A 13,062-nucleotide genomic window follows, 5' to 3' on the forward strand; every position below is an offset into this window, starting at 1 on the left:
TGACAAGGCCGGCCACCGCACCAGGTGGGCCGGGCCTTTGAAGACGTGCGTGTCAGGCGGTGGTGGTCGAATCGGCACCGTAGCGGCGCTCGATGTACTGCTCGACCAGCGCCTGGAACTCGGTGGCGATGCCCTCGCCACGCAGCGTCAGCGCCTTCTCGCCATCGATGAAGACCGGCGCGGCCGGTGCTTCACCCGTGCCCGGCAGGCTGATGCCGATGTCGGCATGCTTGCTCTCGCCCGGGCCGTTGACGATGCAGCCCATCACGGCCACCTTCATCGCCTCGACGCCCGGATACTTGGCACGCCAGACCGGCATCTGCGCGCGCAGGAAGTCGTCGATCTGCTTGGCGAGTTCCTGGAAGGTCGTGCTGGTGGTGCGCCCGCACCCCGGGCAGGCGGTGACGCTGGGCACGAAGGCGCGCAGGCCCAGGGACTGCAGGATCTCGGCGGCCACCACCACCTCCTGCGTGCGCGCCTCGCCGGGCTGCGGCGTCAGGCTGACGCGAATGGTGTCGCCGATGCCCTGTTGCAGCAGCACGGCCAGCGCCGCCGCAGACGCCACCGTGCCCTTGGTGCCCATGCCGGCCTCGGTCAGGCCCAGGTGCAGCGGGTAGTCGCAGCGCTGGCGCAGCGCCTGGTAGACGGCGATCAGGTCCTGCACGCCGCTGACCTTGCAGCTCGGGATGATCTGCGCCGGCTTCATGCCGAGTTCGACCGCATACGCCGCCGAGTCAAGCGCCGACTGGATCAGTGCCTCGTACATCACCTGGCGCGCGTCCCAGGGCTGGGCACGGGCGTGGTTTTCGTCCATCAGGCGCGCGAGCAGGTCCTGATCCAGGCTGCCCCAGTTGACGCCGATGCGGATGGCCTTGTCGTACTTGACGGCCGCCTCGACCATCATCGCGAACTGACGGTCCTTCTTGTCGCCCTTGCCGACGTTGCCGGGGTTGATGCGGTATTTGGACAGCGTTTGCGCCATCTCGGGGAACTCGGTCAACAGGCGGTGGCCGTTGTAGTGGAAGTCGCCCACCAGCGGCACGTGGATGCCCATGCGGTCGAGCTGCTCACGGATGTGAGGCACAGCCATCGCCGCCTCGGGCGTGTTGACGGTGATGCGCACCAGCTCGGAGCCGGCAATCGCCAGCTCCTTGACCTGGATCGCCGTGCCGATGACGTCGACCGTGTCGGTGTTGGTCATCGATTGAATGCGCACCGGCGCATCGCCGCCGATGGTGACCACATGGTCGCCCCAGGACACGCGCGCCTGCAGGCTGCGGCGTGCGCCGGTCTGGCCCACGGCAATGGGAGTGCAATCCGGAGCGGAGAAAGAATCAGCCATCTTGAAGCTCACTTGAGTTCGACGCGCGCCACGTTGTCGCGCGTGTAGGGGGTCAGATCGATCGATGCGCCACGCAGGCTCACGCGGGTGCCGTCGGCGTTGCCGATCTTGAGCTTGATCGGCAGCGTGCCTTCCAAACCGAGCACCTCGCCCGGCAGCAGCATGCGCGACAGCAGCACGGCGCCGGTGGCGTCGCGGGCCTCGATCCACGATTCGGCGTTGATGCGCAGCACCACCGGCCCGGCAGCGGCGCCGCTGGCGGCGGGGGCTTCATCGGCCGGAGAGGAATGCACGGTCTCGATCACCGCGCTGGCGCTGCCGGCAGACACGCCATCAGCGTCGACCACTGCCGGCGTGCTCGATCCCAGCGGCGTGACCGGCTTGAGCAGCTCGCCCGCCACGCTGGCGGCCTTGGAGGCCAGCGGCGCCACATCGCCCCCACCGCCCAGCACACCGCGCAGGCTCGGCGCCAGCCACATCACCAGCGCCAGCAGCAGCAGGACGGCCGGCACCACCACCGAAGGCCGCAGCCATTCCGGCCAGTTGGCGGACATGATGCGGCCCATCGGCTCGCGGTACGGCGTGGCCAGCCCGCGCGTGACGTTCTCCAGCGCCTGCGGTGCCTGCTCCAGCTGCGGCAAGGCCTCCAGCACGGTGGGCACGTCCAGGCCGAGCTGGCGCGCCACAGCGGTCGCCAGGCCGCGCACGAATGCCAGGCCGGGCAGTTCATGGATGCGATCGGCTTCCAGCGCTTCGAGCTTGCGCACCGGCACCTTCAGCAGCGATGCGAGCTGCTCCAGCGCCAGGCCTTGCTGCTGACGGGCCGCGCTCAGCATGGCGCCTGCCGTGAGCTTTTGCGCCGGGCTGGTGTCTGCAGCAGCCGTTGCCGACGCAGCAGAGGCCACAGCGGGTGAGGACTTGGAATCACTCATCAAACTTTCCTTGGTCGAAAGCGGCCGCCTCGCGAGAGGACGGGAAGCGGCTGCGCAACTGCTGACCCAGATCGTCAGCCCCTTGCGGGTTGCCGCGACGGCGCTCGATGCGCGCCGCCAGCCAGAGCGTCTCGGCGCTCGTCAGTTCGGTGACCTGGTTGACGCGCTGCACGTAGAAGCGAGCGCGTTCCAGGTCGCCCCGGCGCAGCAGCACCTCGGCCAGATTGATGGTCGTGGTGGGGTTGCCGGTGTCGATCTCGAAGCTGCGCTGCAGCAGGCGCTCGGCAGCGGCCAGATTGCCGGCGCGCGCCTCGCACACGCCTTGTGCCAGCAGGGTCTTGCTCTGCTCGCGGTACTGCGGCACGCGGGCAGCGGCCTCGAACTGCTGGCGGGCCTCGTCGTAGCGCTGCTGGCGGCACAGGTACCAGCCGTAGTTGTGCAGGGTGTCGGCGTCGTCGGCCTTGAGGGCCAGCGCGCGGCGGAAGCTGTCCTCGGCCAGCGCGTGCTCGGACAGGCTGGCGTAGATCAGCCCGCGCAGGTTGTAGGCCTGCGCGCTGTTGGGGTCGGCCACCAGCGCGCGCTTGACCTCGTCGAGCGCAGTGCCGGTCTGGCCCTGGCCGAAGTAGGCCGAGGCCAGCTCCAGCCGGATGCGCGCGCGCTTGGCCGTGTCGGTTTCATCGGACGCGGTGACCAGGTCGGCGCGGCTGCCGTTGACGGTGTTGATGCTGTTGGGCGCCGCAACAGGCGCCGGCGTCGGGCTGGACACAGCCTGTTCGTTGTCGGAGCCGCTGACCACGCGCGTGGTGGTGGTCGTGGTGCAACCCGCCACGCCGATGAGCAGGCTCAGGGCCAGCAGCAGGCCGCGCGTCGATGACATCCACGCCAGGCTCATGAGCGCACCAGCGGGATCGGCATGCGGGTCATGCGCTGCTCGACGCGGGTGCGGTCCTGCACCTCGCCGGCGAGCTGGCCACAGGCGGCATCGATGTCGTCGCCGCGCGTCTTGCGCACGGTGGTCACCAGCCCTCCGGCCAGCAGGATCTGCGCGAAGGCCTGCACGCGCTCGTTGGCCGAGCGCTTGAGGCCCGATTGCGGGAAGGGGTTGAACGGAATCAGGTTGATCTTGCACGGCACGTGGCCGACCGGGCCGCGCGGGCTGACCAGCGCCAGCAGGGCGTGGGCGTGGGCTTCGGTGTCGTTGACACCGTCGAGCATGCAGTATTCGAAGGTGATGAAGTCGCGTGGCGCGGTGTCGAGGTATCGCTGGCACGTCGCCAGCAGCTCGGCCAGCGGGTACTTGCGATTCAGGGGCACGAGTTCATTGCGCAGCGCATCGTCGGGTGCGTGCAGCGAGACGGCCAGCGCCACCGGCAGATCGGTGCGCAGGCGGTCCATCATCGGCACCACGCCCGAGGTCGACACCGTGACGCGGCGACGCGACAGGCCGTAGGCGTGGTCGTCGAGCATCACGCGCAGCGCGGGAACCAGCGCGCTGTAGTTCTGCAGCGGCTCGCCCATGCCCATCATCACGACGTTGGTGATGACGCGCTCATGGCCGGCGCCGGCCTGCGGCTGGACGCCACGTGCGGCCTGCTCGCGCCGCAGCGTGTGTTCGGCAAACCAGAGTTGCGCCAGGATTTCGCCGGTGCTCAGGTTGCGGGAAAAGCCCTGATGCCCGGTCGAGCAGAAACGGCAGCCGACCGCACAGCCCGCCTGCGACGACACGCACAGCGTGCCGCGATCGTTTTCGGGGATGTAGACGGCTTCGACCGCGTCGCCTGCGCCGACGTCGAACAGCCATTTGATGGTGCCGTCGGTGGAGCGCTGCTCGGAGATCACCGGCAGCAGCTTCACTTCGGCCAGGCCGGCGAGCTTGGCTCGCAGCGACTTGGCCAGATCGCTCATCTGGTCGAAGTCCCGCGCGCCGCGCTGGTGGATCCAGCGAAACAGCTGGACGGCGCGGAAGCGCTTCTCGCCGAGCTGTTCGCAATATGCGGCCAGCGCATCGAGGTCGAAATCGAGCAGGTTGACCGTGTTCATTTCAGGCCCGGGTGTGTAGCGCGGACTTTAGCGCCCGCAGGCGCCACACCCGCAGCGAGAAGGAAGAAGTATTTCAGCGGCTGTAGACGTTCATGCCGGGGAAGAAGAACGCGATTTCGACGGCAGCGGTTTCCGCAGCGTCGGAGCCGTGCACGGCGTTGGCGTCGATGCTGTCGGCGAAGTCGGCGCGGATGGTGCCGGCGTCAGCCTTCTTCGGGTCGGTCGCGCCCATCAGTTCGCGGTTCTTCAGGATGGCGTTCTCGCCTTCCAGCGCCTGGATCATCACCGGGCCGGAGATCATGAAGTTCACCAGGTCGTTGAAGAAGGGACGTGCCTTGTGCACGCCGTAGAAGGCCTCAGCGTCGGCACGCGACAGCTGCACCAGCTTGGCGGCGGCGATCTTCAGGCCCGCGCCTTCAAAACGCGAGTAGATCTGGCCGATGACGTTCTTGGCAACGGCGTCGGGCTTGATGATGGAGAGGGTGCGTTCGATGGCCATGGAGTGCTCCTAGGATTCAGTTGAAAAATCAGGGAAATTCGGAATATGAAACGCCACCATTGCGGGTGGCATTTCGGGCAAAGCCCACGATTTTAGCCACCGCCACATGCCGTGGCGATGACAACGTGTCATCAACGGTGCTGGCGACGCCTCAACGACGGCGGCCACCGCCGCCCCGGCCCTTGTTGCCGCCACCCGGGCGGGTGAAGTAGGCGTCGGCGCCGATGTAGCCCACCGAGGTCTGCAGCGGATCGGGTTCGCGCGGCGCGCCCTTCTTGCGGTCGCCGTCGGAAGGCAGTTCGGTCGGTCGGCCGAAACCGGCGCTGATGCGCTTGGAACCGGTGGCAAAGCGCCGGTCAAAGGTCTGCTCCAGCGGGTTGGGGATGTGCAACGGATCGCCATCGTCCTCACGCGGTGCGCGGCTTTCGCGATTGCCGTCGACACGCGACTCATTGCGGTTGTCGAAACGGCCTTCAGGACGCGGACCGTCATTGCGACCCTGGCGCGGCCCACGGTCCTGTTGCGGTGCGCCCATCGGACGGCCGCCCTTGGCGCCACGCGGCTGCTGTGGGTTGCCACGGCCCGGTGCGCCTTGCTGCGCGCCCTGGCCTTGCCCCATCGGCGCGCCTTGCGGTGCGCCACGGCCACGCGGGCCACGGCCACCTTCGCGCCCCCCATCACGGCCACCCTGGAAGCCACCCTCCTGGCCTTCAGCCTGACGAGGCTCTTCCTGGCGGGCGTTCTGGCGATTGCTCGGACGGTCGTTCTGGCGCGGCTCGGCCGCACGCGGATTGGCCAGGCGCAGGATCGTGCCGACATCGCCCTCGTCCAGCTCGACGCAGACGCCGCGCTTCAAGCCGCGCGGCAGCACCACGGTGCCGTAACGGATGCGGATCAGACGGCTGACGGCCAGACCCACGGCATCGAACAGCTTGCGCACCTCGCGGTTGCGGCCTTCGGTGATGACGACGCGGTACCAGTGGTTGGCACCTTCGCCACCGCCGTCCTCGATCGACTTGAACGCGGCCTTCTGGCCCTCGATCGTCACGCCTTCGAGCAGGCGCGCACGCGCATTCATGTCCAGCGCACCCAGCACGCGCACGGCGTACTCGCGCTCGACGCCGAAGCGCGGGTGCATCAGCTGGTTGGCCAGGTCACCCGAGTTGGTGAACAGCAGCAGGCCTTCGGTGTTGATGTCCAACCGGCCAACCGACAGCCACTTGCCGTTGTTCAGGCGCGGCAGGCGACGGAACACGGTGGGGCGGCCTTCCGGGTCATGGTGCGTGACCACTTCGCCAACCTGCTTGTGATAGGCCAGCACGCGCGGCGGCGGCGGCGCAATGCGCACCTTGATGGGCCGGCCGGCGATGCGGATCTGGTCGCCCTGGGCGATGCGCATGCCGATATGGGCAACCTCGCCGTTGACGGTGACCTGGCCGTCCTCGATGAGCTGTTCCATGTCACGGCGCGAGCCGATGCCGGACTGCGCCAGCACCTTGTGCAGCTTGGGCGCCTCGGGCTCGGGGCGCAGCACGCGCTTGCCAGGCTCGGCGGTCTCATCCGCGTCGGCGGTGAGCGTCTCGACAGTGACGTCTTCGTCGTAGTGTCCGGAGATCACGTCGGCGAACAGCACGGTGGCGTTGGGCGTTTCACGCGGGGGTTGAGTGGCCTCATCGGCATCGTCTGCATCCCCGAGCGTGAACACGCCGGCAGGCGGCATGGCGCTGGATGCGGCACCCGCGTCATCCGACGGGGCACGATCTCCCCGGCGCTTGCGGTCACGGCGCTTGCGCTCGCCACGCTCCTGGCCTTCGGGACGCTCAGCGCTGACAGCAGCATCTGCAGCGGGTTCAGAGGCCACGGGCTCGGCCGTCACGGACTCGGCGGCGGTCGGTGCAGCAGCCGATTCGACTTCAGCCGACGCCACAGGCGCAGCCTCCACCGCCTCGACAACCGCCACGGGCTTGCGCGCACGCGGCTTGCGGGCAACCGGAGCCGGCTCTTCAGCCGCTGCAACTTCGGTCTCAGCCGGCGCGGCATCGGCCTGCACGGCCTCCGCTTCCACGGCCTTGGCCGGTGCGCGGCGCTTTTTGGGCGCAGCGGCGACCGGCACATCGGCTTCCGGCGCGGCGGGCGCCACGGCGTCCGGCTCGGCCTTGCGGGTGCGGCGGCGCTTGGTTTCAGGAGCGGCGGCGGCCGGGTCGATGGTCGGGTCGTCGCCCGGGTTGTCTTGGCTGTTGTTCATGCTTGCGGCCTCAGGCCTGGAAAGAGTTCGAAATCAGGGCGGCCGCCTCGGCCGCGGAGGAGGGATCAGAAACGGGTTCCGTGATCGCCGGCAGGGCCGCAGTCACGGTGTCGATGGGGGGCAGCTGCGCCAGCGACTTCAGCCCCAGGTCATCAAGAAACTGGCGCGTGGTGGCGTAGAGCGCTGGCCGGCCAGGGGCTTCGCGGTGGCCGATGACGTCGATCCAGCCGCGCTCTTCGAGCTGCCGGATCATCTGGCTGCCGACGGTCACGCCGCGGATGCTTTCGATGTCGCCGCGCGTGACGGGCTGACGGTAGGCGATGATGGCCAGCGTCTCCATCGTGGCGCGGGTATAGCGCGGCGGTTTCTCGGGGGACAGGCGCTCCAGGTAGGCGCGCATCTCGGGGCGGCTCTGGAAGCGCCAGCCGCTGGCCAGCGACACCAGTTCGACGCCGCGGCCCTGCCAGTCGAGCGCCAGCTCTTCGAGCAGCAAGTGCAAGGCGTCTGCGCTCAGCGTGCCTTCAAACAAGGCGCGCATCTCGCGCAGCGGCATCGGCTCCTGCCTGCAGATGAGCGCTGTCTCAAGGACGCGCTTTGCATCCCGTGTGTTCATGTCTTTCAGTCAACCGCCTCGGTCGCCATCCCGGCAAACCAGTCTTTAGGGTTGCAGGCCGGTCAGGCCTGACGAGGTGCTGCAGCGGCCGATGTTTCGTTTCAACGAATCTCTGACCATCAAAGGAAAAAGCCGGTCAGCTTTTTCCTTGCATTGCTGCGTTTACGCTTGTGTTTGTATTTTGGGTTTTGCATTTCTGCTGCAGGCCGGCATTTTCCAGCCTTGGCGAGTGGACTGATTTACAACATCCACTTGCTGCACTGCGAATACAGCGCTGTCGCAACAAGCTGTATTTTTCTCAATTGTAGCCAGTCGGCGCGAGCTCTATCTTTTCGCGGCCCGTGACCTGCACCCAGGCGTCGACCAGATCGGCCGGCAAGGGCGCGCGCCACTCCAGCCAGTGGCCGTCCAGCGGATGCTGCAGCGCCAGCCGCACCGCATGCAGCGCCTGCCGCTGTACACCCAGCTGGGGCTGGCCGCCGTACAGCACATCGCCCACCAAGGGATGGCCACGGCTGGAGAGGTGGACGCGGATCTGGTGCGTGCGGCCGCTGTGCAGCCGGCACAGCACTGCCGTGATGGCCGAGGCGATCGCCTGCCCCGAGGCCACGCCCGGCGCCGCACGCCACACCGCCAGCCGCTGCACGTCGGTGCGCGAAGGCTTGCCGCTGCTGACCACCGCCATGCGCACGCGCACGGACGGATCGCGGCCGATCGGGGCGTCGATCGACTCCAGCGTCGGCGGCACCTCGCCGCGCACCAGCGCGACGTACTCGCGCCGCACCTCACGCGCGGCGATGGCGCGCACCAGCGCGGTCTGCGCCTGCAGCGTCTTGGCCACCACCATCAGGCCGGAGGTGTCCTTGTCGAGCCGGTGCACGATGCCCGCGCGCGGCAGCTGCATGGCCCCGGCGTGATGCGCCAGCAGGCCGTTGAGCAGCGTGCCGCTCCAGTGGCCCGCCGCGGGGTGCACCACCAGCCCGGCGGGCTTGTTGATGACCATCAGGTGCTCGTCCTCGAAGACGATGTCGATGGCCATCGCCTCGGCGCGGAAGGCCGTGCTCTGGGCTGTGGGCATCAGGTCGACCGTGATGCGCTGGCCGGCCGACAGCTTCTTGGCGGGCAGGCGCAGCGTCTGCTCGCCACAGCGCACGTGGCCGGCGTCGATAAGGCCCTGCAGGTGGCTGCGCGAGAACTCCGGCGCCATCTGCACCAGCCATTTGTCGAGCCGCAGGCCGTGGCCGGCCACGTCGACCGTGGCGTGGCGGGACTCGATTTCTTCGGCAGCCAGCAGCGGCGCACTGTCGCCCGCAGGCGCTTCGGCGGGCCAGACATCGTCGCCGTCGTCTTCGGTGTGGCCGTGCGCGGCGTCTTGTGAAGGGCTGACCAGGGGTCGGTTCATATAATTGATGTCTCGATGTTGATCTCTGCCGGCGCCACAGGGCGCGGGCATTCCAAGCTTCCAACCATGTTCAAGCTCGTTGCGACTGTTCAGCCGGCCATTCGGCCGGGTGTGATTTCCGGTGTGGCTGCCTGCGTGGTGGCCGTCCTGTTGACCGGCGTGCTCGGGGGCTGCGCCAGCGACCCCAAGGCGCTGCCCGAAAACCAGAACGTGGCCAAATTGTATGAAGAGGCCCGCGAAGAGGCCGCCAGCGGCACGCCTGACCGCGCCGTGAAGATCTACGAACGCCTTGAAGGACTGGCTGCAGGCACCCTGCTGGGCCAGCAGGCGCAATTGGAACAGGCCTATCTGCTCTACAAGCAGCAGGAGAAAGCACGGGCGCTGGCGATCATCGAACGCTTCCTGAAACTGCACCCGACCAGCCCCGCCGCAGACTACGCCTACTACCTGCAGGGCGTGATCAACTTCAACGACGACCTCGGCCTGTTCGGCAGCCTCATGCGCACCGACCTGTCCGAGCGCGACCAGCAGGCCTCGCGCGACGCCTACCAGAGCTTCAAGCAACTGGTCGACCGCTTCCCGGAATCGAAGTACGCGCCCGACGCCCAGGTGCGCATGAACTACATCATCAACGCACTGGCCGCTTACGAGGTGCATGTGGCGCGCTACTACTTCGAACGTGGCGCCTACGTCGCCGCGGCCAACCGCGCCCAGAACGCGCTGCAGGATTTCCGCGGCGCCCCGGCGTCCGAGGAAGCGCTCTACCTGATGGCCAGCAGCTACGACCGCCTGGGCCTCACGCCACTGCGCGATGACGCGCTGCGCGTGCTGAAGACCAACTTTCCGCAAAGCACCTGGCTCGGCGTGGACGAGAGCAAGACCCGCAAGGGCCTGCTGACCGGCAGTGACAAGCCCTGGTGGCGTTTCTGGTGAACAGCCCTTGGTGAACGGCTTCTGGTGAACGCTCAGGCGGGTGATGGCTGTGCCAGTTCGGCCAGCCAGTCCTGCACCTGGACTTCATCGCCCAGCAACGGCATTGGCGGCAGCGCGGCCAGCAGGCGGCGGCCGTAGTTCATGGTCAGCAGCCGGGTGTCGGCAATCACCAGCAGGCCGCGATCGGTTTCGCTGCGGATCAATCGGCCCGCGCCCTGCTTGAGCGCCACCGCCGCCTCGGGGATGAAGTAGTCGTTGAAGGGCTGGCCACCCTCGGCCTCGATGCTGCGGCAGCGTGCCTCGGCCAGTGGATCACTCGGCGGTGGGAACGGCAGCTTGTCGATCAGCACGCACTGCAGCGCCGCGCCGGGCACGTCGATACCCTCCCAAAAGCTGTGTGACCCCACCAGCACCGCGCGCGGGCTGGCCAGAAAGCGTGCCAGCAGCGCGCGCTTGGGCCCTTCGCCCTGCACCAGTACCTCGATGGCCGCCGCGCCCTGGCCGATGCGCTCGCGCAGGTCGGCGCCGATGGCCTGCAGCGCCCGCAGCGTGGTCGTGAGCACAAAGGTGCGCCCGCCCAGCGTGCGCGCACAGCGCGCCGCCAGCTGGCTGACCGCACCCGGATGACCCACGTCGTTGGGGCGCGGGAAGCGCGACGGCACGTACAGCCGCGCGTTGCGGGCGTAGTCGAACGGGCTGCCGGCGCGCAGCGTGTGCGCGTCCTCGATGCCCGCGCTGCGCGTGAACCAGCTCAGGCGCTCGTCGTCGCCCAGCGTGGCCGAGGTGAAGATCCACGCACGGCTGCCCGATTCGATCTGCTCGCGCAAGCTCTCGCGCACGTCCAGCGGTGACTCGGCCAGCCGCGCCTGCGTCAGGCTGACGTCGATCCAGCGCACATGGCCCGGCTCGGTCGGGCCGGCAAAGGCGGTCAGGCCGGCAGCCAGGGTCTGGATGCGCTCCTGCAGCTTGGCGAAGTCAGGCGCGGCGCCCTCCACCGCGCGCAAGGCATCGCTGCAGGCCACGCAGGCCTTGCGGGCCTGCTCCAGCGCGTGAACAAACTCGGGCTGATCAGCACGTTCTTCCCAACGCAGCCTCACCGCCCCCCGCAAGGCCGCCGCGCAGGCCAGCCGCAGCTGGCGCGCGGCCATCTCGCAGGCGCCGGCCAGTTCCTGCCAGGACTGCAGGCCGCGCGCGTGGGCCAGGCCGGCGGCGAGCAGGTCGCGGCTGAAATCCAGCAGCTGGCCGCTGCCCAGATGCCGACCCAGAAAGCTCACGCCGGCCTCGTTGAGCTGGTGCGCCTCGTCGAAGATCACCGCGTCCACCGTCGGCAGCAACTCGGCCATGCCGGTGTCGCGCAAGGCCACATCGGCAAAGAACAGGTGGTGGTTGACCACCACCACATCGGCCTGCAGCGCCTCGCGCCGGGCCTGCAGGACGTGGCAGGTGCGGAACTTGGGGCACTCGCTGCCCAGGCAGTTGTCGCGGCTGGAGGTGATCCAGGGCAGCAGCGACGAGCGCTCATCCAGCACGTCGAGTTCGGCCAGATCGCCGCTGCGCGTGGTCAGCGCCCATTCCTCGACGCGGGCCAGCAGCCGCACGGCATAGCGGTCCGGCAGCTCGGCCACCTGGCGCGCCTGATCAAGCCGGTGCTGGCACAGGTAGGAGCCGCGCCCCTTCAGCAGCGCCACCTGCACCGGCAGGCCCAGCGTGCGGCACAGGCGCGGCAGATCGCGCAGAAACAGCTGATCCTGCAGGCTCTTGGTCGCAGTGCTGACCAGCGCCAGCCGGCCCGACAGCAGCAGCGGCACCAGATAGGCGTAGGTCTTGCCGACGCCGGTGCCGGCTTCGGCGACCAGCACGCTGCGCTGCTCCAGGGCCTGGGCGACGGCGTCCGCCATGCCGGTCTGCACGGCGCGCGGCTGGAACTGCTGGCCGGCTTGTGCAAGCAGGCCATCGGGCGCAAAAGCAGCCGCGACTTCGAGCCGCAACGCACTGACGTTGCCGAGCGCGCTGGATGCGCTCATGCGGGCTCGGGCGGGGTCAGGGTGGAATCCAGGCGGGCAATCTGGTCGCGCAAGGCGAGCCGGCGCTTCTTGAGGCGTCGCAGTTGCAGCTCATCGACGGGTTGCGAATGCGCAAGGCGGTCGATGATGTCGTCGAGATCTCCGTGCTCAATGCGCAATTCGATCAAACGTCGCTGGGGGGAGTGCAGGTTGTCGTCCATTCTGTTGCCGTCTAGGCCTCTCAACACCAGCAGCACCGATTATAGTTTTCGCCCATGACAACAAGCACCCAGGGCTACCGACTTTCGGCAGCCACCGGCATCGACCGCGGCGACCGGCTCTATCAGCAAGATCAAGTCGAGGTCTTCCCCCATCCGCGCGTCCCGGGCTGCCTGCTGGCCGTGCTGGCCGACGGCATGGGCGGCAAAAGCGGCGGGCGCAAGGCCGCTGACCAGGTGCTGCTGATCGCCAAGCAGCTGTTCGAGCGCTTCGCGCCCTCGAAGGACGACGGCCCTGAACTGCTGCGCAAGCTGCTGATGGAGTCGCACCTGATGATCAAGCTGACGGCCATCACCTCCGAGCAGGAGCCGCACAGCACCATCGCCGCCGCGCTGATCCTGCCCAACCGCGAATGCCACGTGATCCACGCCGGCGACTCGCGCGTCTACGTCTTCCGGGGTGCGCGCATGCTCACCCGCACCTACGACCACTCGCTGGTGCAGCGCATGGTCGACCAGGGTGAGCTAACCGAGGAACAGGCCAACGATCACCCGCACTCCAACCTGCTGATCGGCTGCCTGGGCGCCGAGGAAGACCCGCCGCTGACTCAGGGCCGCACCGACCGGCTGGAGATCGGCGACTCGGTGCTGCTGTGCAGCGACGGCCTGTGGCACTACTACACGCCGCGCGAGCTGGGCACCATCACCAACGCTCTGCGTACGCGCGACGCCAGCAAGATGCTCATCAGCAAGGCGCGCCAGCGCGCGCGCGGCGGCGGCGACAACCTGTCGCTGGCGCTGGTGAAGGTCGAGCCGCTGAGTTGAGCGCAGCTCG

General features: G+C 68.3%; 12 protein-coding genes. 2 read left to right on the top strand and 10 right to left on the bottom strand.

Features of this window, described 5'->3' with window-relative positions:
* Positions 1–52: 52 nt before the first annotated feature.
* The 8 genes from ispG to AC5IG3_RS05100 form a co-directional block, all read right to left on the bottom strand.
* Positions 53–1,342 carry a flavodoxin-dependent (E)-4-hydroxy-3-methylbut-2-enyl-diphosphate synthase gene (gene ispG, locus AC5IG3_RS05065; protein ID WP_491905215.1) on the bottom strand — a complete coding sequence of 430 codons (1,290 nt, stop codon included), beginning with the start codon at positions 1,340–1,342 and terminating at the stop codon, positions 53–55.
* An 8-nt stretch (positions 1,343–1,350) separates the two neighbouring features.
* On the bottom strand, positions 1,351–2,274 hold the full coding sequence (locus tag AC5IG3_RS05070) for a helix-turn-helix domain-containing protein (protein ID WP_491905216.1): 924 nt from the start codon (positions 2,272–2,274) through the stop codon (positions 1,351–1,353).
* Positions 2,267–3,151 carry a type IV pilus biogenesis/stability protein PilW gene (gene pilW / locus AC5IG3_RS05075; RefSeq protein ID WP_491905217.1) on the bottom strand — a complete coding sequence of 295 codons (885 nt, stop codon included), beginning with the start codon at positions 3,149–3,151 and terminating at the stop codon, positions 2,267–2,269. Before pilW ends, AC5IG3_RS05070 begins: the two co-directional genes overlap by 8 nt.
* An 11-nt stretch (positions 3,152–3,162) precedes the next feature.
* Entirely contained in the window at positions 3,163–4,314 is a 1,152-nt protein-coding gene (gene rlmN / locus AC5IG3_RS05080; RefSeq protein ID WP_491905218.1) for a dual-specificity RNA methyltransferase RlmN, read from the bottom strand.
* A 73-nt stretch (positions 4,315–4,387) separates the two neighbouring features.
* Positions 4,388–4,813, bottom strand: a complete 426-nt coding sequence (ndk, locus tag AC5IG3_RS05085) for a nucleoside-diphosphate kinase (protein WP_491905219.1) — start codon at positions 4,811–4,813, stop codon at positions 4,388–4,390.
* A 151-nt stretch (positions 4,814–4,964) separates the two neighbouring features.
* Positions 4,965–7,058 (bottom strand): pseudouridine synthase, encoded by a 2,094-nt coding sequence (locus tag AC5IG3_RS05090; protein WP_491905220.1) that lies wholly within the window; start codon positions 7,056–7,058, stop codon positions 4,965–4,967.
* Positions 7,059–7,068: 10 nt separating this feature from the next.
* Positions 7,069–7,671 (bottom strand): SMC-Scp complex subunit ScpB, encoded by a 603-nt coding sequence (gene scpB / locus AC5IG3_RS05095; protein ID WP_491905221.1) that lies wholly within the window; start codon positions 7,669–7,671, stop codon positions 7,069–7,071.
* 298 nt (positions 7,672–7,969) lie between these two features.
* A complete protein-coding gene (locus AC5IG3_RS05100; RefSeq protein WP_491905222.1) occupies positions 7,970–9,073 on the bottom strand; it encodes an RluA family pseudouridine synthase in 1,104 nt (367 codons plus the stop codon).
* Between the two features lie 66 nt (positions 9,074–9,139).
* On the opposite strand from AC5IG3_RS05100, the gene AC5IG3_RS05105 reads away from it, so the two are divergent.
* Entirely contained in the window at positions 9,140–10,006 is an 867-nt protein-coding gene (locus tag AC5IG3_RS05105) for an outer membrane protein assembly factor BamD (protein WP_491905223.1), read from the top strand.
* Positions 10,007–10,038: 32 nt separating this feature from the next.
* Here the strand turns inward: AC5IG3_RS05105 and yoaA are convergent, their stop codons facing one another.
* A complete protein-coding gene (yoaA, locus tag AC5IG3_RS05110) occupies positions 10,039–12,030 on the bottom strand; it encodes a DNA repair helicase YoaA (protein WP_491905224.1) in 1,992 nt (663 codons plus the stop codon).
* Positions 12,027–12,230 (bottom strand): YdcH family protein, encoded by a 204-nt coding sequence (locus AC5IG3_RS05115; RefSeq protein ID WP_491905225.1) that lies wholly within the window; start codon positions 12,228–12,230, stop codon positions 12,027–12,029. Before AC5IG3_RS05115 ends, yoaA begins: the two co-directional genes overlap by 4 nt.
* Before the next feature lie 54 nt (positions 12,231–12,284).
* Between AC5IG3_RS05115 and AC5IG3_RS05120 the strand changes: the two genes are divergently transcribed.
* Positions 12,285–13,052 carry a PP2C family protein-serine/threonine phosphatase gene (locus AC5IG3_RS05120; protein WP_491905226.1) on the top strand — a complete coding sequence of 256 codons (768 nt, stop codon included), beginning with the start codon at positions 12,285–12,287 and terminating at the stop codon, positions 13,050–13,052.
* The last annotated feature ends 10 nt before the right edge of the window (positions 13,053–13,062 follow it).

Source organism: Leptothrix sp. (in: b-proteobacteria), from assembly GCF_965250675.1.
Lineage (GTDB): Bacteria > Pseudomonadota > Gammaproteobacteria > Burkholderiales > Burkholderiaceae_C > Sphaerotilus.